Origin of the sequence: Levilactobacillus spicheri DSM 15429, from assembly GCF_001435095.1 — a bacterium.
GTDB classification, from domain to species: Bacteria; Bacillota; Bacilli; order Lactobacillales; family Lactobacillaceae; genus Levilactobacillus; species Levilactobacillus spicheri.
Genome location: NZ_AZFC01000003.1, coordinates 1 through 24,104 on the forward strand (window position 1 = coordinate 1; position 24,104 = coordinate 24,104).

Genomic DNA, 24,104 nt, shown 5'->3' on the forward strand with positions numbered 1-24,104 from the left:
GTCGCCAATAATTCAAAAGAGAAAACGGACCATCCGACACAAAAACCGGTAAAACTGCTGGACTACCTGATCAAGACCTACACGAACCCCGGCGATGTTGTCCTAGACAACTGCATGGGGTCCGGGTCGACGGGGGTCAGTTGCGTTGAGACCGGTCGGAACTTCATTGGCATGGAGATGGACCCGCATTACTTTGATGTGGCTAAGCACCGCATTGAAGAAGCACAGAAGTAGGAGGTGGCCTTTTAATTTGGAGGAATGGCAATGAGAAACTATCAACGGGACAACTTAATATTCGGCCTGCTGATGGTGCTACTCATTATCGTGTTGGGAGTGTGGCTACATGCAACACACTGAATATGGCTACGTTAGCCCAACAGAGGATCACTGCTATCATGACTTAGAGCGTTGGTTGGCTGATAAGAAGAAACGTGAGCGTCGTGCTAAGAAGCATGGCGCTTTTAATTTACACAAAGGTGGTGGTGATCATGCCAAGAGTAAGACGCTGTAGACAACCAGGGTGCCATGCCATGGTTAACTTACCAGATCATTATTGCCAACAGCATTATGAGCATGAAGCAGAGTACCTAGCAAGCCGTGAGCGTTGGGCACGTAGCCACGATAAGCATTACACGCACAAGTACAACACAGTTATACGTAATCGTAATGAGGACAAGCGCCAGCAATATAACTTCTATCGGACAAGGCAATGGTCACATCTAAGGCAACAAGTCCTAGAGCGTGACCATTACTTGTGTGCTTACTGTAAAGTGCAAGGCATTATCACACCAGCTAAGACAGTCGACCATTTACGACCTATAGAAGCTTTTCCAAATGATAAAGCTAACATAAATAATCTTGTTGTTATATGCAGACAGTGTCACGCACTTAAAACTCGGTTTGAGCAAAAGTATTACGGATGTGGGAAAGACAACGTGTTAACAGACGCAAAACCAGTAGATGATATTAAGAAGATAGTTTTGTTAATGAGAAAGGAACATATTTAATGGAACACTGGAAGACAGTTGACGATTACAAGAATCTTTATGAGGTCAGTTCATATGGCAGAATCAGAAGTTTAGACCGCTTTGATAGACTAGGACGAATAACTTGGGGAAAGGTTCTAAGCCCTACTAATAATGGAAATGGTTATTACAGTGTTATGCTTTGCAAGCCTAATTCTAAAAGAAGATGTTATGTTCATCGACTTGTGGCAACGGCATTCGTTGACAATCCTAATAGTTTTCTTGAAATAAACCATAAAGATATGAATCCTGGAAACAATAGAGCATCTAATCTTGAATGGTGCTCAAGAAAATATAATGTCAATTATGGAGATCACAATGTTAAATTGTCGCATACCAAAGGAGAGCCTTTTAAAGCTATTAATTGTTTAACTCACGAGAGCAGCCTGTTTTACTCAAAAGATACGGCCGCTTCAGAATTGCATATTGGTAGAGACAAAATAGTTAAAGGCTTGAAAGAAGGAAAAATAAGCTACTTTTTTAAAGGACAAAAATTTAGTTGGTATTTTGAAAGGTTGCAGCCGAAATAAAACAATAAAAATCCCCCCCGCCTTGTTTTAAACAGGAGAGAGCCGCACATAACCCTCATTTTGTGACGCAAACGTTTTTTTAAACTTTTTAGGTAGGGGGGGTCACCCAATAATGAAAGGAGACAGAGAAAATGAAAAAAACGGATAAAGACGTCAACAACGGTCAATTAACGCGCACACCGCCAGCTTACTTAGGACGGCAAGCTAAGGTCGTTTGGCGTCGATTAGTGCCTTTTTTAGAGGATAACACCCCAGTTAAACGCATTGATAGCGGACTTGTGGAACAATATGCTTCTCAATATGAGATTTACCGCAATGCGTATAAGCACATTCGAAAGAACGGTGAAGTCCAAGCAATCTATAAGACGTTGCAAGACCAGACTGGTAAAAAAATCGGTCAGGACTTTACAGGTTATAAGCGTAATCCTATGACTCAAATCTATGATTCAGCCGTTAAAAATCTAACGAAGTTAGGCGCTGAGTTGGGACTATCTCCTAAGTCGCGTAGCGATTTGCTCAAGTTAAACTTAGATGACCACAAAGACGAGCGAAGCATTAGTGACCGCATGAAAGAATTTCTAGGAGAATAAAAAAGACTACTTGTGAAAGGGGGTGATCTTATGAATATTGACCTTACTCAATCCCATGATGTGTTAGGAGCATACCGTGGGCTTGATGTAAAAAGTATTCGTGACGAATACACAGACGCAGGGACACAATATGCTTTTGATGTTTTAGATCAGAAGGCAACTACTGGCTATCTGATTAAGTTAGCTGCTTTTCGCCATATCCGAGACTTGCAACGGCAAGGTAGCGTTGAATTTCCCTTTACTTATTCGGTTAAGAAAGTAGACCAAGTGCTTAAATTTGCCGCTATCTGTCCAAATGTCGATACCGGCGAGCCAACTAAACTGATGCCGTGGCAGAAATTCATTATGGCTATGCTGATTGGTTGGCGGAATGATGACGGCGGCAAACGTTTCTCACGAGCCATTGTTTCAGTTGCTCGTGGTGCTGGAAAAACCTACCTTATGGCGATTCTTACAGCTTATAGTTTCTTAATTGAATCTCTAGGATTATCAAACCAAGATTATTTGGTATCATCTATTAATTACAAGCAGACGAGTAAGATTCTGGGGTACATTAAGTCGATGTTAGCCAAGATTGCAACCATTGAGCCGTTTAAAACGCTAATGCATGATAGTGGATTAGATACACGGACACTTTCCTCGCAGGCCGATCAAGTCACGATGAGTAAGACTAATAACAAGTTACGGGCGATTAGTCATGAAGCTGGACAATATGACTCTTTTCACTTTACAACGGCTATTTTTGATGAAATTGGCGAAGTAAAAACACGGCAAAAGATTTCTAAAATCGTTTCAGGCCAAGTTAAGGTGCGTAATAAGCAATTTGTTCAGATTTCAACAGCTTATCCCGATCCAACCGTGCCATTCCATGATGATGAACGTATGATTCAACAAGCCATGGAACAGGATTACTTGCGTGATGCTGATACTTACTTAGGCCTGATTTGGGCCCAAGACAGTTTAGACGAGACGTTTAAGCCTGAAACTTGGGTAAAAAGCAATCCCTTACTTGATCTGCCAAGCCAGTATGAAGTCTTAATGAACGGGCTGACAGATAAGCGTGATTCTGACGCGTTGTCAGGCACAATTAATGATTTTCAGAACAAGAACCTTAACCTTTGGCTAGAGCAATCAGTGGACAGCTTTTTAAAACTTCCTGATGTTGAAAAAGCCATTGTTCCATCGTTTAGTTTTGATGAGCGTCAAGTCTACATTGGCTTTGACTACTCAATGTTTAGCGATAATACCGCTTTGGCATTTGTGTTTCCCTATCAGGATGCTAAGGGCAAGCCACGTTGGTTTATTTATCAGCATAGTTTTATCCCGTGGCAAAAGGCCGGATCGATTGAAGCTAAAGAGAAGCAAGATGGCATTAATTATCGCAATTTAGCTCAAAAAGGTTTCTGTACGATCAGTAGTCACCCGCAGGGACTGATTAATGACGAACAAGTCTATCAATGGCTGCTCAATTTTGTAGAGCGTCACCGATTAGAAGTAGTCTTTTTTGGCTATGACGCCTGGGGAGCCACACCAGCTATTAAACAGCTGGAACTTAATTCTGGCTGGCCGTTAGAAGCTATTCGTCAAAGAACCAGTGAGCTTAAAGACCCTACCAAGTTCTTACAAAAGATGTTTGTTGAGGGATCGGTTGATCGATTAGATGACCGGATTATGGAAAAGGCACTACTGAATGCAGAAATCTATGAAGATAAGATTGGCATTCAGGTCGATAAGGCTAAAGCCACGTTAAAAATTGATGTGGTTGATGCGCTGATTGATGCCTTATTCCAAGCCATGTATCACTTTGAAGACTTTTCAGACGTGAACAATCCTGATAAGCAAGTGGAACGTATGACTAAGGAACAGGTCTTAGCATGGTTTAAGAATCCAGAGTCGGGGCTGTTAGGAGATGACATTGATGATTTTTAAACGCTTTTTTGCCATGATTTGGCACTATTTCGACTTTCTATGCTTCGTAAGCGCCCTGATTGTGGCGGATTACGGGGCATTTTTATTTGGCAAGCCTTGGGGTGTCATGGCAGTAGCGGTGACACTTTTTGTAATTGGCTGGCTGTCAGAAGTGATTAACACGTCCCAGAATAAAGGAGGTGATTAAAAATGCCAGTTTTCAGACCACCTGAGATTAAGAACCAAGTACAAAGTGTGCCCGTTGAAGATGACGATATTGTTAATTTCTTAACCCCCAATGGTCAACGTGACTATGTTAGCGCGACGGATGCTTTGAAAAATTCTGATATTTATTCGGTAGTCAGTCAATTATCTGGCGATCTAGCAACGGTACAACTTAGTGCTAACATGCCACGAGCGCAAGGCATCCTGAACAATCCCAGTAGTACCGCCAATGGTCATGCGTTCTGGCAATCAATGTTTGCCCAGCTACTACTAGGCGGCGAATGTTTTGCTTACCGATGGCGCAATAGCAACGGGTTAGATATTCGTTGGGAATACTTGCGACCCAGTCAAGTTGAAACGTACTTGCTGGAAGATGGAAGCGGCTTAACTTATACCGTAACGTTTGATGAAACCCAATTGGGTGTACGGCAATACGTACCACAGGGCGACATGATTCATATTCGGTTAACTGGTATTAACGGCGGTCAAACAGGTATTAGCCCCTTAGAAGCGCTAACTAGTGAGCTACAGATTAAGGACGCTTCCAATGACTTAACCTTAGCTGCTTTAGCGCGTTCGATAAGCGCGCCTGGTGTGCTATCTATTCAGCATGGCGGCCTGTTGAGTGAAAAAATGAAAGCTAGTCGATCACGTAACTTTATGAGGCAGGTCAATAAGTCAAATGGCGGCCCAGTTGTAATTGATGAGCTGGAAGAATATAAGCCACTCGAGATGAAGGCTGATGTAACTAAGCTTCTAAGCCAGACTGATTGGACCAGCAAGCAGATTGCAAAGGTATTCGGTATTCCTGATAGTTATTTAAACGGTCAAGGTGATCAGCAAAGCAACATTGACCAGATTAAAGGCATGTACGCCAATGCGCTAAACCGTTATATGCAATGTATTGTATCGGAGCTAGACAACAAGCTGAACGCGACTATCACCGCCAATTTACGGCCGGCAATTGATCCATTAGGCGATGCTTTTGCTACGACACTATCTGGATTAGCTAAGGACGGCACAATTGCTAATAATCAAGCGACATGGGTACTGCAACAATTGGGATACTTCCCTGCAGATATGCCAGAAGCTATTCAATCAGTGGAAGGAGGTGACAACAACGAAGAAGGTAATGATTAAAGGTGACGTGGTCGACAATGAAACAGCGGCATTCTATCAATTTTTCGGTATGCCAGCGGTATCACCAGCCGGCGTGTCTGATGTGTTAGATAGCGCAGGGCCTAATGATGATGTAGAAGTTGACATTGCGTCTAACGGTGGCGATGTGTTCGCTGCTAGTGAAATTTACACGATGTTAAAAAATTATCAGGGAAATGTCATGGTTAATGTGCAAGGATTAGCAGCTAGCGCTGCGAGCGTGATCGCTATGGCTGGGGACAAAGTCTCCATCTCACCAACGGCACAAATTATGATTCATAAGGCATGGTCAGGTGTCCAAGGAAACGCGGATGACCTGTCGCATGAGTCGAATGTGTTAGATAGCATTGATCAGTCTATCGTTGCAGCCTATGTTGCTAAGACTGGCATGGCCGCGGAGGATGTGTTGCAATTAATGGCAAACGAGACTTGGATGACGGCACAAGATGCAGTGGATAAAGGCTTTGCTGACGAGATTATGTTTGTCGATGATAAGCAACCTCAATTTACCAACTCAGTTTCAGAGATTCCTTCCAAAGCGGCAATCAACAAATTTATGAACCTGATTTCCAAGTCACAACCCAAACCTACACAACCTAAAGAAAGCCAACCTGCTAATGCACTTATGCAAAGCAAGTTGGCTATTTTGATGGGTAAAAATAAAGAGGAGGCCAACTAATGGCTACGAATATTAATGACTTAAACGATGCCTGGATTGCCCAAGGGCAAAAGGTATCGGATTTGAATGACAAGCTTAATGCTGCCGTTTTAGATGATAAATTTAACCAAGAAGAATTCAAAAACATGACTGCAGAACGGGATAACGCGGTTGCTCGTCGTGACGCCTTACACACACAACTTGAAGAAGAACGTAAGGCGCAAGAAATTGCCAATATGGATGATAAGAATAAGACCCCACTTGATGATGACGAAGAAGACATCAAAGCCAAGTTCATTAAGAACTTCCAAGGCATGATTAAAGGTGACCCTAAAGTTATGAACTTGGTAACTTCTTCTACCGACGAAGCTGGAAACGCAATTGGTTTGACTATCCCTCAAGACATTCAAACGGCCATTAACACATTGGTTCGCCAATATGACAACCTTCAACAATATGTTAATCGGGAAGCTGTTAGCACCCAGACGGGATCACGAGTTTTTGAAAAATGGTCAGATGTCACTCCATTAATTGATTTAGATGATGAAACAGCCACCATTGGTGATAATGATGATCCAAAGCTTACTTTGATTAAGTATGTAATTCATCGTTATGGTGGAATTACGACGGCAACAAATTCATTATTGAAAGATACTGCGGACAACCTTATGGCATGGCTTACCCAATGGATTGCTAAAAAGGTTGTTGTTAGTCGTAACACTAAGATTATTGAAGCCATGAATAATGCGCCAAAGAAGCCAACCTTAGCTAAGTTTGATGACATCATTGATATGATCAACACGGCTGTTGACCCAGCAATTAAGGCAACATCGTTCTTGTTGACGAACACGTCAGGATACAATGAGTTATGCAAGGTTAAGGACGCTATGGGAAATTACCTATTGCAACCAGATCCAACCCAGCCGGACCGCATGATTGTCCGCGGTAAGCGAGTGGTTATGATTGCTGACAAGTGGTTGCCAAATAATGGGACGACAGCGGCACCAGTTTATCCATTGTATTATGGCGACTTATCACAAGCGGTTACTTTATTTGACCGAGAAAATGCGTCATTGTTAACTACTAATATCGGAGCTGGCGCCTTCGAAAAGGATCAAACTAAGATTCGTGTGATTGATCGTTTTGATGTTGAAGCTACTGATACGGAAGCCTTTGTTGCAGGTTCGTTCAGTAAAATTGCTGACCAACCAGCGAACTTTGCAGCAGGTTCTACAACCACACCTGGTAAGTAATAATTAGTAAGGAGGTGGTTAAATGCCAACACTAGATGACCTCAAACTATCGCTACGCCTAGATGGTGATGACGATGATCAACTTCTGACCGGATATTTAAATACGGCAAAAAGCTATATCACACAAGCAGTTGGCACGGAATCAGACAGCTTCTATGATGATGCCAGCGTGGTTGATTTGTTTAACACTGCTGTGCTGGCATTAGCCTCAGCCTATTATAACTACCGCAGCTCTTTGATTCCGACCACAGCAATTAGTATTAATCTACCGGTTGATTCAATCATTGGGCAACTGAGAGGGCTCTATGATCTTAAAATGGAGGCGAACACTGATGGCCAAAGCAATTAATCCTTCGCGAATGACTTTCCGTATCTCCTTTGGTCATGATGCCGATACTGGCGAGATTAACCCGAATACTGGCACGCCAATTCAACAATTTTCGCCAGATTTCAGCTGTTGGGCGGGCCAATGGTCACTGAACGTGCAACAGCAATTAACCATAGCTGGAGCTGGGATCATCAATGCGGTGGTCTTTTTTATTCGGCATAATTCAGCCGTTAACGAGACGTTGCAAGTTCAGCGCGGATCTGATCTGTACAAGATTGACAGTATTGCGGCGGATGACGGCTTACAAAATGAAGGCTTTGATTTAATCACGTGCCATCGAGTGGTGACTAAGCATGGCTAGTCACATTAGCAATGAGACATCTTTTGACCAATTGCTAGACGATCTTGCGGATGGGTTTGGGCGTGAAGAACGGTTTCAAGCCAACAAAGCTGGGGCAAAAAAATTCGCCCAAATTATGAAGCCCAAAGTTCCTTATCGATTTAATTTGCGTAAGGGAGAAACAGCTCATCTGCGCGATTCCCTGATTAATGTGGAACATGCGAATGGGTCGGTCGATGTTGGTTTTACTAAGAAAAGCATGAAGGGTTACGTGGCTAGAATCATCAATGATGGTTGGATTCCGAAGCCACCAGGCGGCCGTGCTAAGCAATCAAATTATGATCCTGTAGCAGGAAAGCATTTTTGGGAAGCAACGCAACGTGAAGCTAAAGGAGAAGTTGGCAAGGCTGTAGCTGATTCGTTAAAAGCAACGATGGATAAGAAGGTGCATAGCCAGTGACGTTAGCCAGTGAGATTCGTCAGGTAATTGTTAACTCTATTGAAAAGTTGCCAAACGTTAGTAGTGACCAGATTCATACATTCGGAATTAAAGCCAATGATTGGACGGACGATAAGCCCGTCTTTTTAATTACAGAAATCTCAAACAATGAGTCTGGATATGGTGACAATGAGGCTACCTATCTACAGCAGCAAGCTCAGATTCAAATTTACTATCCGAAAGATTATGTCGGTGATATGGACGACTTAGAAAATCAGTTAAAACAAGTAATGCGTTCAGATCGTTATTACTGTTTTAGCGATAATGGTCATATTTTGACCCCAGATGATGGTCAATTGATGGCAACTTTAAAATTCAATCACAAAAAATAAAGGAGAGATATTTAACATGGCAAAAGCAAAAGACGGCGGGTATGTAGGTGTTTCCTATGCTCGCTTTGCATTATTAGATGCTACGACTGGCAAAGCGTTAACTTCTGGGATTCCAGGTGCTGATGCTAATGGAATTTACAAGGTTACGACGTCTACAGATGGTGGTGTTGCTAGTGCGGCCCTATCCGGGCTGGCACCTTCTGTTACCCGCATTTGGGGGAACAACTCTGTTGCCGATATTTCAGTCGGTAAGGCTCAACCAAGTGTTGCATTGACAATTAACTTCTTGGCTCATGATGTGCTGGCAGCTATTTTGGGACGGGAATCTGATGGCAAAGGTGGTTACGATCTTGAAGGTCACCCAGTCGATGTAGCGGTAGAAATCGTTTCAGAAACAGTTGCTGGTGGTGGTATTCACTTCGGATTCTACGACGGATACGTCACCGCTGGTGATTTATCACTAGGGACTAACAGCGAAAACCAAACACGAGTCAACGACGCACTGACTTATACACCATTTGCCAATGATGACAATCATGTCGGCAAGATTTACTACGATGGTGAGACTGGGTTTAATCAAAGCATCATTGATCAAGAAATCTTTGGTGTAACACCAGCGAGTAGCCCAACCAACGGTTAATTCAGTTAGCACGGATTCAAGCCATGTAACTGTTAATGCTAAGTAACTAAATAGTAGTCGCCTGAGAAAGCTAACAATACCGAATGGGGCGGCTTTTTTATTATGAAAGGAAATACTTATGATTGAATACATTGAATTTTCAGCGCCTGAAATCGGCCTAAACGAAGCAAAAAAAATTAAGCCTAGCAATCGTAATATGCGCAAGATTTGGAATTTACAATTAATTCAAGCCAAAGCGTTTTCAAGCGAAGATAAAGAGCTACAAACGTTTGATGATTTGCAAAAAGAACATGATCAAGCAATCGAGTTATTAGATAAGACAGAAGAATTTTTGACAACCACTTTAGGCCTTAACAAAAAGCAACAAGATCGATTAGAAGATTTAACCAATGATGAAATTGGCGAGCTTTCAGGTCGTTTGCAATATGCTTTGTCGGACATTAACCCGAATGCCGAAGATACAGACAAGGAGGACGAACCGGACCCAAAATCAGACAGCGAAAACGCATCCGAGAGTTAGAAAATCAAATCGAAGACTTTGATTACTATGCGCAGCAACTGATGGTCAATAAGGGCATGTCTCCTGATGAGTTTGACGATGCTAATTTTCACCGGATGCAAGAAATTCTCCAAGCTCGTGATCCTGACGAACGGCCAGAAGACCCAATGGAAATGCTTAAACGGTTAGGAATTACCCCAGGAAACATGTAAGAAAGGAGGAACAAAAATGGAAGAGATTCAAGGCTATAAGTTTGGCATCGATCTTGATGACGGTGGTATGACACGCTCTTTAAAGGAGCTACGTAATGAAGCCAAGCTGTTAAAGACGGCTATGAAGTCTAACTTTACTGAGATAAAGTCCGGCGGTGACGCCATGAAGGCTTATGCCAGTAAAGTAGTTGACGCCAAGCGAGCCATCTCCGGCCAAGAGGCCGTTATTAAAAAACTGCGAGAACAGCAAAAAGGTCTGGACATGGACACCGAAAAGGGGCGTTCGGCCTATGTGCGATATGAGAATCAGATTAAGCGAGCAAAAACTGAGATTAGCAATTTGTCGGCGCAACAGGAACGCGCTAAGAAATCTGCTGAACTTTTTAAATCTGGTGTTCTTGACGTTCAGCGTAGTACCCAATTGGCAACGCAAGCCAGCAAAGCATTTGTAGAACGACTACAGGCCGAAGGGCGTACGGCTGACGCAGTTACCGCTAAGCATAAGGGACTACAAGAATCTTATTCTGGCATGAACAAACAGCTGGCTATCGAAAAGCAGCGGCTTAATCAGGTGGCGGAAGCTAGCGGAAAAAGCTCTGATGAGTACCGCAAGCAGTCCATTCGGGTCAATGAACTAGGCACTAAGCTGGCTCACACTAAGACGGAGCTAGCAGACGTTCGCAAAGAGGATAATAGACTTCATCCGACAGGAATTAACCGGTTGATTGCTGCTACTGATCGTGCTAACCATAAGACAGAAAAAGCTGACCATTTGTTTGGCAAGATATTCGGAGCACACTTATTGGCTAGCGGTGTCATTAACGCATGGCAATCATTGACTAATCATATTAGTGATGCCATTAAAGCGGGTGCTGATTACGAAAAAGAACAGCAAAAAATGCAGGCCACTTGGCTAACCTTGACGGGGACAGCAAAAAAATCTGATTCGATGGTTAAAACAATTAATGAATTGTCAGTCAAGACAGGTCAGGCCGTGGACGTTGTTAATGAGTTAGAACAAGGGTTCTATCATTTGCATTCCAGCAAAAAAGAATCTGATGAGCTAACTAAATCGATGTTAAACATGTCTGATGCCGTTGGATTGAACAGTCAGCAAATTCAAGCAGTTACACAAGACATGGTCAACGGTTTATCCCGTGGTAAGGCTAATGCCGGTATGCTTAACCAAATTAGCCAATATTTCCCGATGTTCCGGGAACAATTGGCAAAGTATGAAACACAAGTTCATCACGGAAAGAAAGTCACTGTAGCAGATTTAGCTGCCATGGCAAAGTCCGGTAAAATTTCAGCTAATGATATTGAAAAAACATTCAATCAATTAGGATCTGGAAAGTATGATAAAGCTGCGGACAATATGCTTAAAACGATGGTGGGCATGGAACGAACTATCAAAGCACGTGTGCCCGCGTTATTAGGTGATATGGAGAAACCAATTATGACGGCTAAGAATCCGTTATATGCGGCGGTGGCTAAATGGGTTTCTGATCCGCGAACGGACAAAGAATTCACTAAAGTGGGGCGGTCTGCTAGCCAAGGAATCAACACGATTACAAAGGCATTTGCACAAGCGTTCGGTATTAAATCAGCCCCGCAAGCTATGAATCGTGCGATGAACTCATTGGCTAAGGGAGTTACTGATGCCTCGAAGTCAATTGCCAGAAATGCTCCTGAAATCAAAGATTTATTGGTAACTCTTAAGAGTTTAGGCGGAATTGGTTTTAAGACGCTGATTGATTCGTTAAAAATTGCCAATTTCCTATTGAAGCCATTTGTTAAGCTGATCGGTGGTAATGCCGACACGTTCGCTAAATTTGCCGCAACTTGGTTTGTTGCTAGTAAGGGGCTTAAGGCTTTCAACAAAGGGCTGAGGACCGTTCAAGGCTTTAAGGATATTTTTGGCAAAGCTGCTGAAATATTTGGCTTAAAAAAGGAAAAAGCGGCTATTGATGAAGAAACAGCCGCCCTTAATCGTAATAGTCGAGCCCGCCAAGAAAATGCTGATACAAGCATTGGCGGAAGCACTGGCAGTGGTAAAGTGTCCAAAGCTGAGAACGCTATTGAAGACGTGACAGAATCAGCAGGCGGAGACGTTGGCAAGGAAGCAAAGGAACTTACTCGTGTTGAAAAATATGGCTCAAAGACTAAGGGCCTTAGTCGCTTAACTTCTAAACTACATGGATTCGGTGAGCTTGGGAACGTTACTAAAGCCGGTAAAGTGCTTGCTGGATCAGTTGGCCTATTTGATGTTTTAAATGCCGGAACCGATTTAATTGGCACTACTAAGAAAACTGCTGGGTCACATGTTGGTGCAGCCGGTGGATCACTTGGTGGCACGGCCGCTGGTGCAGCTATTGGGACAATGATTGCTCCCGGAATTGGTACGGCCATTGGCGCTGGACTTGGTGGTCTTGCTGGTGAAGGAATCGGTCGCAAGTTAGGTAAAGCTATTCAAAAAGGGTTATCATTCCAGAAAATCCATGCTCCTAAGCTATCTGATGGTTCTGCTTTTGACAAACTAACTAAGACTGCAAAAAGCCATTACAAAGGATTAGTTGACCAAGATACCAAGGACCTTAAGCTGCTGTATAAGAATGGGGACATTACAAAATCCGAATATCAGAAGCGTCTTGCTATTATTCAAAAAAATGAGTCCAAAATGACTCGCCTATCTTCAATGTCTGAAAAAGATCGTAATTCCATTTCAAAGTATTATGCACAGTCACGTCAATCACTTACCGAAAAGTGGAATCGTAAGATTCTAGCCGATCAGAAAAAATATGGTAAAAACTCTAAGGAAGTTACTCAAGATGAAGTAGCAAAAAAGAAAGCTTTGCAAAAACAGGAACTTAAATTTGCCACTTCCGTGACCGCGAAAGAAGCACGTCTGCACACCACACTTAACGGGAAAATTAAGCTGGCTGCTAGCAAGCAAGAATCTATTATCAAAAAGCTTACTAAGGAAAAAGGCAAGCTGTCTAAAAAACAACTAGAACAGGCCGTGATTGATTCCAATAAGGAATGCAAGACGGTTTCGTCTAATGCAAATAGTCAGTATAAGACGGCTGTTAGAGCCGCTTATAAGAAGTATGCCGAAACCGTTAAGGCTGCCAAAGATGAGTACAAGGGTAATTCTAGCTACGCCAAGAAACAACGGGCGGCAATTGAGAAACATGCACACGCTCAACGTGACCATGCCATTGCAGCTGCGGAGAAGCAACGCCACGATACCGTTAAAAAAGCTGATGATCAGTATAATAAAACAGTTTATTATGCGCATAAGCAAAATAAAGGTGTTACTAAGCAATCGGCCAATCAATATCAAAATACCAAAGAAAATAATAGCAAAACGAAAGACAATTATTATTCAACTTGGCATGGTATCTGGAAGACTGTTGGCAACTGGGTTGGAAAGCTAATTGGTGGGCTAAACAAAGGTGCTGTTAAGGGACAGAACCAAGTGTTCAAACAATATGGCGGTACTAACACCCTATCCCCCATTACGGCTTCGTATTATGCAACTGGTACGGGCGTATTGAGTGGCCTACGCCGTGCAATCACTAAGCCTACGCTAGCTGTTCTCAATGATGGGCATGACTCACCAGAAACTGGTAACCAGGAGGCCGTTTTGCACCCCAATGGAGATGCAGAACTAATTCACGGGAGTAACACCATGAAGGTTCTAGAACCCGGTGCAGAAGTTCTCAACGCGTCTGAAACTAAGCTGATGAGTCAGCTGGGATTAATGCACTTTGCGTCTGGAACGGGATTCCTTAGTGGCCTGTTTAAGTCAGTAGGCAAGGTTGGTAGCTTCTTTAAAAATGCGTTTGGTTCCTTGAAAGACAAACTAAAAGCCATTACAGGTTTTACCAGTAATGCTACTAAGAGTTTCAATTCAACCTTTAACCCAGACTTTAGCGGTCTAAAAGGTGGTGTTGCAAAGGGATATGCGCACATTGCCAATCATAAGATCAAGAATCAAGGCCAGAAATGGTGGTCTGCTGCATGGAATGTGATTAACGGTGCAGCTAACGCTAGTGGCGGTGGTGGTCCTGTAGCGCACACGCCTGGTGCTGGGTGGCATATCACATCCGGATTCGGATACCGAGGTGCTACTAGTAGCGGCATGTCTATTCATGATGGTGTCGATTTCTCTGGCGGTAAAGTTGTTCATGCGTTAGAAGATGCTGTGGTTACAGAAGCAGGGCCGGGACGTTGGTTAGGCAATAATGGTGTCGGTGAAGTTATCGGTACTAAGGGCGGACGCTTGCGTCTGATTTATCAAGAACTCAATGGCAAGAATGCTCATGGTGCTGACTTGCTTGTGCATGTAGGAGACCACGTAAAGCGTGGACAAGCCATCGCTAAGCTAGGCCCTAATGGAACTCACGTGCATATTGGAGCAACTACAGAAGGACTATGGGATCATGGTGGTTCGTCAACTAAAGGTTGGTTGGATGTCACTAAACTTCACGGTAGTTATGGTAACAAGGCAGCAAAAAAGATCACCAGTGGGCTTACCAAGTTTGTCACGAAGCAACTCAAAGGTTCCGGTGTTCTGTCTTGGGTTAAGAAATTTCTTGCTCCACTTGAAGCTGAACTTGATGGAGATATTGGAAATACTGGGTTATCTGGTGATGTAGCGCATCGAGCAAAAGAATTAGCCGCAGCAATTAAGAAAATCGACCCAGGGGCAACTAAAGCAGGTATTGCAGCCGTTTTAGGTAACTGGGAATTTGAATCAGGATTAAATCCTAGTTCAGTTAACCCAAGGGGTGGTGCTACTGGTTTAGGACAATGGCTTGGTGGACGTTTGAGTGCATTGAAATCTTATGCAGCAAGACATCACATGAGTTATAAAAATGCTGGAGCACAATTGGACTTTGCCTTTCATGGGGATGGTTCAGATAGTTCGATTTTGAGGAGTGTTATCAATGGCCATGGATCAGTTGCTTCATTAGCCAATAAGTTTTCTCGTGAATGGGAACGTGGTGGCTATAATGGTGAACATGTTTCTCATGCCGAAACTATTGCTAAATATTTGGGCTATGCCAATGGTGGATTAAGCCAAAAAGAAAAGTTGGCCCATATTTCCGAGGGAAACATGCCGGAGATGGTCATTCCACTGTCTAAGCTAAAGTCTTCAAGAGGCTATGAGCTTTTGGGTAAAACGGCGGCTATTATGGCTAAGCGAGATCACTTAGAGGCCCAATCCAGTAACGACAACAAGAACTCAGACAAGTTGATGGATAAGTTAGATCAAGTCATTGGACTTATGCAAAGCTTGCTTGTTGGTCAACAGAATCCAGTACCCGCTGTTGTATCTGACAATGCTATTTATAACGGATACAACCGCATGAGCACAAAAACAAAGTTAAGTAAAAATCTAGGAAGGGGATATGTAAATGGTATTCAGTAGGACAGCCATGGTAGATACATTTGATTATGCGTTTTCTGAAGACGGTTCGGATGGGTTTAACAGTTTCAAAGACTTAGAAATTCTAGTTAACCACGTTTCGAAGCCAATTGCTCCCACCATCACTGAATCCTTTCAAGACGTCCCTGGTAGATATGGGGGCGTTTTTTTAGGGAATTCATACGGAGAAAAAGAGATTGATATTCCAATTACAATCATGGCTAGCAGCCGTGATGAGTACAACCGTAAAATGGACAACCTATCTAAATCCCTCATTAATACCCATGATGACGCCGATACTCAGTACCCGTTACGGTTCAATGACCAGCCAGAGGTAGTCTATTACGGTCACTTTACCGCCATTCCTACCCCAACCTTTATCAACGATGGGGTTCAGGACTGTACCACTACGTTAACGTTCATGTTGGCTGACCCACGGGGGTTTCTACCTCAACGGGATATTAAGATTACCAGTAACGAGCAGATTATCAGCCCCGCTGGTAATACTGCTGTTCAACCCATTATTCATATCATTCCAAAAACTGACCTGTACTATTTTGGTTACACGTTAGGGGATAAATATGTAGCGGTTGGGTATCACGTTGATGATGGTTCAACGGTTACTGATTCTAATGGTCATATCACTAGCTTAACGCCTCATCAAGAATTGCAGGTACACGATCCATGCAACTCGATGAGTACGTGGTTTCAAGCCGGTCAGGATACCCAAGAAATTAAGGTATACCGTGGGGAAAATGATGGTAAAGCAACTGCTACAGCAACGGCTTTAATGGTTGCTAAGGATAGTAAGGGCCATTACAACTGGGGTACAGTCGGCAAGCACAAGGACTTCTACGGTCCCGTTATTATCCACCAAGGTATTCCCAAGATTAGTAATTATTGGAAAGTGTCCATGAGATTCCACCATATCAAGCGGATGGCTAATGAACGGGCCATGGGTAAGGTTGAAGGTTATCTACTGGATTCCAATGGCAATGTATGTGGACGAATGGGTATTACCGATTATGCAACAGGTCGGTATCCCAGAGGATATGTCCAACTGGGAAGTTCCTTCAATGCCACCAAGGATAAGGGTAATTACCTCACCCTTCTATATAACGAGGGTGGACGTAAGAATAATGGACCGACTGAGCACGTTAAAGTCCAGTTAACTAAGACAGTAAAAGGTAAATCAACTTCTAAGAGTAAAGCTAAAGCAAAATCTGCCCGAATGTATCAAGCAACCATTCAACGGGAAGCCTTCAAGTTAGCGGCTAAGAAAACTTCTAGCAAGAAGAAAAAGAAGAAGTCTACCAAAAAGAAAGTAACTAAGAAAAAATCCGGTGGTAAGAAGAAGTCTACCAAAGCTTCTAAACCAACTGTTAAGACTAAGTCAAAAACTATTAAGACTTATGTGACTGAAATTAGTTACATGAACAAGGACGCTTATTCTAACTTTTTCGGTGAGTTCTCTTTGGAACGCCAGAAGAAGACGATTGGTGGAAAAGTCTATGACAACTGGGTGGCTGAAATTAACGAATATAATCCCAAGACTGGGGTAGCATACTCGATTAATACAGCCAACACGGTCCACATTCATACCGAGAAATTAGATAAGTCAGGTAAGTTTGGCTTTGCACTGGCTAACGTAGCGGCCACATTCATGAAGCACGATATCAAGGAAGACTTAGTTAAGCCAGCCGTTGGTTATTATACGGATTTTGAGACCTTGACAGACCTCAAAATATATACCTCAGATGGATCAGATGACCCTGATGATATTCCTCATGTAATCGCTCATGCCGGCGAAGAAATTATCATAGATTCCGCTGATAACACGGTCACCGTGGCTGGAAGGAACGTTGATAAGTATGTGTCATGGCTTTCTACCTTCCCTTCTATTGAAGGAGACGTTAGCCAAGAGATGCACTTCACACCGGACCCAGTAAACGCAGATATAACGCTTGAATATAAGCCAGCAATCAAATAGAAAGGAGCTAAGATGTGTGTACGTCATTCTTGATAAGAACCTCAAACGGGTCGCCACCTTAGATACGACCAGTGATACCAATATCTTCTGGGGTGAAACTATTCAGCAACAGCTTGCTGATGATAACAGCTCAAACGACAGTATTACCGAAGCTAGTCTAGCCAATACCTCTGACCCCAACGCCAATTCTAAGAGTTGGAATGATACTTTCACTGGGCTAACGATGACAGCGGATAGTCCAGCGGCTCAATACTTGCGAGTAGGCAATCACTTAGCGGCTTATGACCAAGCTAATGATCGCTGGCGGGTATACCGGATATATACCGTTGATGAAACGATGGATACCACTTCTGGCACTAACCTTGTTTCAGCTGATGCCATTAACCTCTTAATATGGCGACTCGGTAAGACAATCCCAACCAAAAAAGAGATTAAAGAGTGTTCCTTACCCGCCGCTATGAACTGGATTCTTGCTGGTACTGGGATAACACTGGTTGATAATGCGACTTCTGGACTACTTTCAGATTTTTCCATTGATGGTGAGAGTTCTTCTCAAACTTTGCTTCAAACAATCCTGACTACTTATGATTGTGAAGCTGATGGATACGTTAAGTTAGATAGTTCTGGAATTGTGGTTGATACCATTCTGGAATTATCCGACCAACGGGGACAGAATACTGGCCGAAGAATCACTTATGGTGACAACATGCTTAGTATTAAGCGAGAGACAGTTGACACCACCTTGATTACCAAGTTGTACGTCTATGGCTCCGGTGGAGCTTCAATCAGTACAGCCAAAGGTAACGGCGGTCGTAACTTTGTCACTGATGCCTCTGCTAATAGCCGGTACAACAATGATGCCAACACCTGGCTGGAGGGTAGTATTACCAGTTCAACTGTCAGTGAACCCGATGCCTTACTATCGCTGGGATTGAAGACGTTACGACTGTATAACCACCCTCGGGTCAATTATTCCGTTGATGTAACCAGCGATTTTGATGCCCAACTAGGTGACACCATTAAGGTAATCGACCTGACTATGTCCCCAGTATTAACTCTTCAAGCCAGAGTAATCCAACGGACAACTAGTGAGAGTGACCCGACTCAAAATAAGGTAGTCATCGGGGAATTTTCAACGGTTACAGTCGTTACTCCAAACTTTATTAAAAACATGGAACAGCGATGGAACGACCACGTAAAAAAGCTGTTTGAAGACGCTAAAAAGAACCAAAATGCTGCTAGTATCAGCTTAATTACCCCACTGGGACAATCATGGACGAATACTGATACCAGTAAAAGGGTAATCGCAAGGTTATTCATTGAAGGGGAAAATGTTACCTCCTTCTTATCAGCGGCGGCTTTCAACTGGGAGTATATTCAACAAGATGGTACCCATAATCTAACTTGGGAGAGTCAGCATTCAAAAGACGGTTATGAAGTCACCATTACCCCACCATTTGTTGGTAGCTTAGTGGTATCAATTGATGACGCATTCGTTAAAGATGAATCAGAAATGTGGATAGATACTGGAGCCAACGCTGACGGTACCTTCAAAAAGTTGTGGGAGACCACTGATGGTAACCCTGATGAGTTCGGTAATAATCACGTTGGGGCATTGCAATTTTCTTACAAAATGAGTAATGGCGAGATACTTGCCAGCTATGCGTACAAGGGAAAGCAAAATCAGTCCAATCTAAGCGATTGCCAATACCTACATTGGAGTGCTGATGGCAAGTTAATTGATTCCATGATCGTTCAAGGAGGTCAACATGGCTCTTCCTTCGGCTACGATGAAACCAACAATCTTATCTACTCCCAGATTAAGGATTTGAGTGGTGGCAAGAATTGGTTAGCAACTTTTCCATACACCCCTCATGCCGTGATTACCAGTGGTTCCAGTACGGTAACTAAGTGGTGCGAGATGGAAACATATGTCCGGCCTAACGTTGATCTAACCAATGGATTATGGATTGGGAGTCAGATGGATGGAACCGTAGAAGTATGTAATATCTCGGATTTGAAAGCTGGTCATTATTTCCCAATTATTCGCTTCAAGTTGCAAGACTTCGGTTGGAATCCGGTACCAAGTGGGGTTACCAATAATGGCACATATAATACGATTCAAGCTAACTCAATTGATTATCCATATGCCTTCTTTACCACTGGGGACGTCAATAATAAGGATGACCGACTATTAATGTGTATCAATCTCATTACTCAGTCAGTCATTTTTAATTACCAGATAGAACCCAGTCAGGATATTCAGCTGACTGTACCAATTGAATATGGTGGTCACTTTGAGCCAGAAGGGATATACCCTGACTTAGCTCATGACCAGCTAATAATCGGATTCAATGTCAGCGAGTACCGAGACGCGGCTCATAATACCATGATTAGTCATTCTGGCTTATGGTCGATCCCAATTGGTATCCGCGATGATAGCAAGGACTTAGCCGTCACTTATCCAGCAGAAGATGAAGGGGAAAATACCGAGGTAGAAGAGCCAGTGGTAATCCCTGACAATTCTGACGATTCAGATAGTGCCAGTGATGATGATTCTGATTTTAATATTGATGACGGCGAGACTTATCAGGAGGTGGTTGAAGGATGATTATTGCAACGGGTTCAGTCGATATTAACGAGGCAACTAAGTTAGCCCAAGACGCTTCAGATAGCGCCGATGACTTAGCCGATAAGATGAAGAATACGGTAGCCACCATGGACGGGAAAACAACGGTCTCAACCAGCACACCATTCGATGATGGCAAGGAACATAACGAAGGTGATATGTGGACAGTTATTAACAATGATGTTGCCTCAGCTATGTATATCTATACTAACGGCCAATGGCAGGTTAAAAAGTGGGACCAGCAGGCACTAAGTGTTAATCAGTTGTCGGCACTAACAGCTGATTTAGGGCACGTTACCGCCGGAACACTTGATTCAGCCATTATCAACGGTGCTCAAATAACTGAAAACAGTGCTAACGGGACCATAACACTTGATAAGAATGGATTTTCAGCAGTAAGTGGTAGTAGCTACTTTAAGTTCATTGCGTCAGGTTCTAATCAATATACCGTTGCTAATGGTGGCATTAGAACCGATGATATTACAGCAAATACTGGAAACATTGGAGATACCTATATAAAAGGACAAACGTTTGCCGCATACCATGTTAACACGCATATTGGACAGCCAGAAACGTGGACTTATCTTTCTGAAAGTGTTAAATGTGGCGCTACTAATGGTGGAAATTCTGCAATATCTCCGACTAGTGGGATGGCTATATATTTCCACAATCAGTCAGGTAGCACAATTGATATACATGCCGGTGATGTTTATGCTGGTGGCTCAAAGTTGAAGTCCGCCTTATCTGCTAAACGAGATGTGACAGATTATTCCCCAGATGAAGCCTTATCAGCTGTCATGAACACGGATGTTAAAAAATGGAAGTACAAGAATTCCGATAACTCTGCTAATTCCCAACATATTGGACCGATTATTGATGACATTAATGAGGTTGGTAAAAAGTCTGCAAGTATTGACAATAACATGATTAGCACGGATGAAAATGGTAATTACTATCTGAACGAGTCCAATACCATTTCAATTTTATTGGCGGCTTTGAAGAAGTCCAACCAGCGGATAGATGAACTCAGCTACCGAATCGCACAATTAGAAAGGAAGAACATTCAATGATTACAAGTTTAGATGTCAAGCAGAACTCAGATAACACCACTCACGTTGTCTACACGGTTGTTTTTAGTGGTACCAATCACCAAGCCTATGGTAACTTCGATGCAACGGCTGATGAAGCTTCTACAGCCTTCTCTGGGTCAACCAAGGAAGATATGTGGGCTGGGTTTAAGCGATTGGTACTAACTCGATTGAAAACTGAAGCCATGAATGCCCTAGGAGGCGGTGCAAGTGAGTAAAGAACTGTACTTCACTGATGGTAACAATGAGGTTAAATACCTCGATACCACAGCCAGTTTCAACTTGGCGATTACCCAAGACGGTTCAGCCTTCGACTTAACTAATGCTAAATCAATTGATGTAAAGGTTGCCAACGATACCGGTTATGTATTCGACAAGTCGATTGATATGACTACTATCACGCAACCATTGGCCGGATTGATTACCATGCCGGTGGATGCTGAGGTCATGAACGCCCTAGTACCCGATGATTATACGATTGAAGTTTGGGTGACCTTATCCAGCCTAGTAACACCTGGTAGCCAAGAAGGATTAACTGATGGTGCAACCACAAGTACCACTACCTCATCAACTGATACGACCACTTACAACGCCATCTTTCCGAGCGATGATCCACAAGGATTCACCATTACCGATAATGTTATGAGTGACTCTGGTGATGTTATCCCGGTTATGAGTCTGGACGATTTTCAGCAGGAATTTGACCAGCTTAAGACTGACTTAACTAACAAAGTTTCCACATTGCAAGGTCCAAAAGGCGATACCGGACAAGGACTAGAGATTAAAGGCAAGGTTGACACTACTTCCCAACTTCCAGCAACGGCTAGCGAAGGAGATGGTTACTTAGTTGCCGAAGAACTGTATGTCTGGACAAATAACGCATGGAAAGATTGTGGACCATTACAAGGGCCTCAAGGTATTCAAGGAATTCAAGGTCCAAAAGGTGATAAAGGTGATATGGGTGCAACTGGACCTCAGGGTCCACAAGGTATTCAAGGGCCAAAAGGTGATAAAGGTGATACGGGTCCGCAAGGGCCAAAAGGTGATACGGGCGCAACGGGTGCTACTGGACCAATTGGCCCTCAAGGTCCTGTTGGCGCTGGGTTAGTTGTTAAAGGTACAGTCAATAACGCTTCACAACTTCCAACGACTGGAAATCAAGAAGGATATTGTTATTTTGTTGGTACAGATTTGTATGTTTGGGATTCTGGAGCATGGAAAAATTGCGGAAGTGTAAGCCCAGACTTAAGCAACTACGTTACTGTTACTGATTTAAACAATGGACTAAGCACAAAAGTTACTGATAATAAAAATGGTACTGAACAACTTAATGGAACTAAGGTACAGCCATTCAATAAGTTATCGGATACCATTGGTGGACGTAACCTAGTTAAGGACAGTGAACAAGAGTTTACAGGCAAGGCTTACGACTTCTATTATTATAATTTGGCTAGTATCACCGAATTGACACCAGGCAAAACCTATACGGTGTCGTTTAGTGCGAAGGTAGATGATAAGGCAGTCAAATGCAATCAAAACGTATTCGTTGTCATACATGATTCATCGTGGAAATTTTCAGCGGAAACGGATGCACTTATCTCAACTGATTACCAGCGGGGCACTAACACGTTTACGGTTCCCAAAAGTCAAACAGGCGTTTCCTATATAACGGTTTATCTGAGTCATCCAGTCATTAATGGTAAGTCTGATTCAAGCGCTGACAAGAGTGATGTCGCAGGAACTGGATACATTAAAGAATTTAAATTAGAAAAAGGTTCAGTAGCTACTGATTGGACACCAGCTCCAGAAGATAAGGTTAACGTCACCGATATGCGTAAACCAGCTAGTGATGTAGCGGGGATTGAAGAGGTTAACGCCAAACAAGATAAAATTGGTTACACACCTGCTGATGATTCCAAAGTCGCCCACCTATCTGGTGCTAACAACTTTGATACCGTTCCAACTGTTAACAATAATCCGTTATTACTAGCAAGCGGTTTGCCAAGTGACCTAGCACGAACGGGTTCAGACCAAGAGTTTACGGGTAAGAACACTTTTGATACTGCCCCAATTGATAAGACAACGGGTAATCCATACATTACTAAAGATGGTGTACCGGCAGTTCCATCAACACTTGCAGATACCACGAAAGATGCCAATTTTACAGGAAAACTTCAAAAGTCTGGAATTGACGTGGCTACTAAGTCTGATGTTACAACGGCTGTCAGCACTGCGACTGCTAACATGGTTGACTCTACTAAAGCCACAAACTTCACGGCGGGATTAAAGTCAGGAGGTGTCGATGTCGCAACCGCGGCTGACTTGAAAAGCATTGCAGACAAAGCTTGGTATATGAAGAGTTTACCGAATGTCTTTGCATTAACAAACATATCTTTGTTGTATCAAGTAGATGATACAAATAAAAAAATGAATATAGTTTTAAATGGTAGCTATAATTCAAACACAATCACAGCAAGAGACTCTACTGGATTCCTCATAGCAGATTTTGGCGATATTATACAAGGAATCACAGCAATAAGTATGAAAACTAATACAAATAAAAACGGATTTTACTGTTATGACCAAAGTATGCAGCAAAGTCCATATGTGACAAACAAAGTTAATATAGTATTTTCGGGGACAAAGCTGTATATGAATACTGGTTTAGACAGCTATCCAAGACTAAAAATTTATAGTGCAGACTATCTATGCCTTATGTATGGGTCTACTATTAAATATACTGAATTAGCATAAAAAGAAAGGACG

22 protein-coding genes are annotated in these 24,104 nt (G+C 42.8%); all 22 read left to right on the forward strand.

The window, feature by feature from the left end; genetic code table 11:
* A partial coding sequence (locus FD37_RS01490; RefSeq protein ID WP_162256102.1) for a DNA-methyltransferase occupies positions 1 to 234 on the forward strand: 234 nt, incomplete at its 5' end.
* 109 nt (positions 235 to 343) lie between these two features.
* Positions 344 to 511: a hypothetical protein gene (locus FD37_RS12995; RefSeq protein WP_170206968.1), complete on the forward strand. Its 168-nt coding sequence runs from the start codon at positions 344 to 346 to the stop codon at positions 509 to 511.
* A gap of 19 nt (positions 512 to 530) precedes the next feature.
* On the forward strand, positions 531 to 1,007 hold the full coding sequence (locus FD37_RS12525; RefSeq protein ID WP_186811284.1) for an HNH endonuclease: 477 nt from the start codon (positions 531 to 533) through the stop codon (positions 1,005 to 1,007).
* Positions 1,007 to 1,555 (forward strand): NUMOD4 domain-containing protein, encoded by a 549-nt coding sequence (locus FD37_RS12530; RefSeq protein ID WP_082605087.1) that lies wholly within the window; start codon positions 1,007 to 1,009, stop codon positions 1,553 to 1,555. Before FD37_RS12525 ends, FD37_RS12530 begins: the two co-directional genes overlap by 1 nt.
* A 131-nt stretch (positions 1,556 to 1,686) precedes the next feature.
* Entirely contained in the window at positions 1,687 to 2,145 is a 459-nt protein-coding gene (locus FD37_RS01495; RefSeq protein WP_056962971.1) for a phage terminase small subunit P27 family, read from the forward strand.
* A gap of 30 nt (positions 2,146 to 2,175) precedes the next feature.
* On the forward strand, positions 2,176 to 4,074 hold the full coding sequence (locus tag FD37_RS01500; RefSeq protein WP_056962973.1) for a terminase large subunit: 1,899 nt from the start codon (positions 2,176 to 2,178) through the stop codon (positions 4,072 to 4,074).
* Positions 4,064 to 4,261, forward strand: coding sequence for a DUF1056 family protein (locus FD37_RS01505; RefSeq protein WP_056962975.1), 198 nt, complete (start codon positions 4,064 to 4,066; stop codon positions 4,259 to 4,261). The genes FD37_RS01500 and FD37_RS01505 overlap by 11 nt, the downstream gene beginning before the upstream one ends.
* Before the next feature lie 2 nt (positions 4,262 to 4,263).
* On the forward strand, positions 4,264 to 5,418 hold the full coding sequence (locus FD37_RS01510; RefSeq protein WP_056962977.1) for a phage portal protein: 1,155 nt from the start codon (positions 4,264 to 4,266) through the stop codon (positions 5,416 to 5,418).
* Entirely contained in the window at positions 5,411 to 6,115 is a 705-nt protein-coding gene (locus FD37_RS01515) for a head maturation protease, ClpP-related (RefSeq protein WP_056962979.1), read from the forward strand. The genes FD37_RS01510 and FD37_RS01515 overlap by 8 nt, the downstream gene beginning before the upstream one ends.
* Positions 6,115 to 7,347, forward strand: a complete 1,233-nt coding sequence (locus FD37_RS01520) for a phage major capsid protein (RefSeq protein WP_056962981.1) — start codon at positions 6,115 to 6,117, stop codon at positions 7,345 to 7,347. Before FD37_RS01515 ends, FD37_RS01520 begins: the two co-directional genes overlap by 1 nt.
* A 22-nt stretch (positions 7,348 to 7,369) precedes the next feature.
* The gene (locus tag FD37_RS01525) at positions 7,370 to 7,696 is read left to right on the forward strand and encodes a head-tail connector protein (RefSeq protein WP_056962984.1); all 327 of its coding nucleotides are present in this window, start codon (positions 7,370 to 7,372) and stop codon (positions 7,694 to 7,696) included.
* The gene (locus tag FD37_RS01530; protein WP_056962986.1) at positions 7,680 to 8,036 is read left to right on the forward strand and encodes a phage head closure protein; all 357 of its coding nucleotides are present in this window, start codon (positions 7,680 to 7,682) and stop codon (positions 8,034 to 8,036) included. Before FD37_RS01525 ends, FD37_RS01530 begins: the two co-directional genes overlap by 17 nt.
* Positions 8,029 to 8,475, forward strand: coding sequence for a hypothetical protein (locus FD37_RS01535; protein ID WP_056962988.1), 447 nt, complete (start codon positions 8,029 to 8,031; stop codon positions 8,473 to 8,475). Before FD37_RS01530 ends, FD37_RS01535 begins: the two co-directional genes overlap by 8 nt.
* Positions 8,472 to 8,846 carry a DUF806 family protein gene (locus FD37_RS01540; protein ID WP_056962991.1) on the forward strand — a complete coding sequence of 125 codons (375 nt, stop codon included), beginning with the start codon at positions 8,472 to 8,474 and terminating at the stop codon, positions 8,844 to 8,846. The genes FD37_RS01535 and FD37_RS01540 overlap by 4 nt, the downstream gene beginning before the upstream one ends.
* A gap of 16 nt (positions 8,847 to 8,862) precedes the next feature.
* Positions 8,863 to 9,486: a phage tail protein gene (locus FD37_RS01545; protein WP_056962993.1), complete on the forward strand. Its 624-nt coding sequence runs from the start codon at positions 8,863 to 8,865 to the stop codon at positions 9,484 to 9,486.
* A gap of 118 nt (positions 9,487 to 9,604) precedes the next feature.
* On the forward strand, positions 9,605 to 10,006 hold the full coding sequence (locus FD37_RS01550; protein ID WP_056962995.1) for a phage tail tube assembly chaperone: 402 nt from the start codon (positions 9,605 to 9,607) through the stop codon (positions 10,004 to 10,006).
* Between the two features lie 207 nt (positions 10,007 to 10,213).
* Positions 10,214 to 15,634 (forward strand): phage tail tip lysozyme, encoded by a 5,421-nt coding sequence (locus FD37_RS01555; protein WP_056962997.1) that lies wholly within the window; start codon positions 10,214 to 10,216, stop codon positions 15,632 to 15,634.
* 7 nt (positions 15,635 to 15,641) lie between these two features.
* On the forward strand, positions 15,642 to 17,621 hold the full coding sequence (locus FD37_RS12535; protein WP_162256104.1) for a distal tail protein Dit: 1,980 nt from the start codon (positions 15,642 to 15,644) through the stop codon (positions 17,619 to 17,621).
* 16 nt (positions 17,622 to 17,637) lie between these two features.
* Positions 17,638 to 20,232, forward strand: coding sequence for a phage tail spike protein (locus FD37_RS01570; RefSeq protein WP_056962999.1), 2,595 nt, complete (start codon positions 17,638 to 17,640; stop codon positions 20,230 to 20,232).
* The gene (locus FD37_RS01575; protein ID WP_056963001.1) at positions 20,229 to 21,320 is read left to right on the forward strand and encodes a tail fiber domain-containing protein; all 1,092 of its coding nucleotides are present in this window, start codon (positions 20,229 to 20,231) and stop codon (positions 21,318 to 21,320) included. Before FD37_RS01570 ends, FD37_RS01575 begins: the two co-directional genes overlap by 4 nt.
* Positions 21,317 to 21,556 carry a hypothetical protein gene (locus FD37_RS01580; protein WP_056963003.1) on the forward strand — a complete coding sequence of 80 codons (240 nt, stop codon included), beginning with the start codon at positions 21,317 to 21,319 and terminating at the stop codon, positions 21,554 to 21,556. Before FD37_RS01575 ends, FD37_RS01580 begins: the two co-directional genes overlap by 4 nt.
* Positions 21,549 to 24,092, forward strand: coding sequence for a hypothetical protein (locus FD37_RS13090; RefSeq protein ID WP_263862262.1), 2,544 nt, complete (start codon positions 21,549 to 21,551; stop codon positions 24,090 to 24,092). The genes FD37_RS01580 and FD37_RS13090 overlap by 8 nt, the downstream gene beginning before the upstream one ends.
* Positions 24,093 to 24,104 lie beyond the last annotated feature (12 nt).

What these genes read in the sequence shown, in the direction of transcription:
- FD37_RS12995 (WP_170206968.1), top strand. Translation starts at nt 344, where the DNA reads ATGCAACACACTGAATATGGCTACGTTAGCCCAACAGAGGATCACTGC.
- FD37_RS12525 (WP_186811284.1), top strand. Translation starts at nt 531, where the DNA reads ATGGTTAACTTACCAGATCATTATTGCCAACAGCATTATGAGCATGAA.
- FD37_RS12530 (WP_082605087.1), top strand. Translation starts at nt 1,007, where the DNA reads ATGGAACACTGGAAGACAGTTGACGATTACAAGAATCTTTATGAGGTC.
- FD37_RS01495 (WP_056962971.1), top strand. Translation starts at nt 1,687, where the DNA reads ATGAAAAAAACGGATAAAGACGTCAACAACGGTCAATTAACGCGCACA.
- FD37_RS01500 (WP_056962973.1), top strand. Translation starts at nt 2,176, where the DNA reads ATGAATATTGACCTTACTCAATCCCATGATGTGTTAGGAGCATACCGT.
- FD37_RS01505 (WP_056962975.1), top strand. Translation starts at nt 4,064, where the DNA reads ATGATTTTTAAACGCTTTTTTGCCATGATTTGGCACTATTTCGACTTT.
- FD37_RS01510 (WP_056962977.1), top strand. Translation starts at nt 4,264, where the DNA reads ATGCCAGTTTTCAGACCACCTGAGATTAAGAACCAAGTACAAAGTGTG.
- FD37_RS01515 (WP_056962979.1), top strand. Translation starts at nt 5,411, where the DNA reads ATGATTAAAGGTGACGTGGTCGACAATGAAACAGCGGCATTCTATCAA.
- FD37_RS01520 (WP_056962981.1), top strand. Translation starts at nt 6,115, where the DNA reads ATGGCTACGAATATTAATGACTTAAACGATGCCTGGATTGCCCAAGGG.
- FD37_RS01525 (WP_056962984.1), top strand. Translation starts at nt 7,370, where the DNA reads ATGCCAACACTAGATGACCTCAAACTATCGCTACGCCTAGATGGTGAT.
- FD37_RS01530 (WP_056962986.1), top strand. Translation starts at nt 7,680, where the DNA reads ATGGCCAAAGCAATTAATCCTTCGCGAATGACTTTCCGTATCTCCTTT.
- FD37_RS01535 (WP_056962988.1), top strand. Translation starts at nt 8,029, where the DNA reads ATGGCTAGTCACATTAGCAATGAGACATCTTTTGACCAATTGCTAGAC.
- FD37_RS01545 (WP_056962993.1), top strand. Translation starts at nt 8,863, where the DNA reads ATGGCAAAAGCAAAAGACGGCGGGTATGTAGGTGTTTCCTATGCTCGC.
- FD37_RS01550 (WP_056962995.1), top strand. Translation starts at nt 9,605, where the DNA reads ATGATTGAATACATTGAATTTTCAGCGCCTGAAATCGGCCTAAACGAA.
- FD37_RS01555 (WP_056962997.1), top strand. Translation starts at nt 10,214, where the DNA reads ATGGAAGAGATTCAAGGCTATAAGTTTGGCATCGATCTTGATGACGGT.
- FD37_RS12535 (WP_162256104.1), top strand. Translation starts at nt 15,642, where the DNA reads ATGGTAGATACATTTGATTATGCGTTTTCTGAAGACGGTTCGGATGGG.
- FD37_RS01575 (WP_056963001.1), top strand. Translation starts at nt 20,229, where the DNA reads ATGATTATTGCAACGGGTTCAGTCGATATTAACGAGGCAACTAAGTTA.
- FD37_RS01580 (WP_056963003.1), top strand. Translation starts at nt 21,317, where the DNA reads ATGATTACAAGTTTAGATGTCAAGCAGAACTCAGATAACACCACTCAC.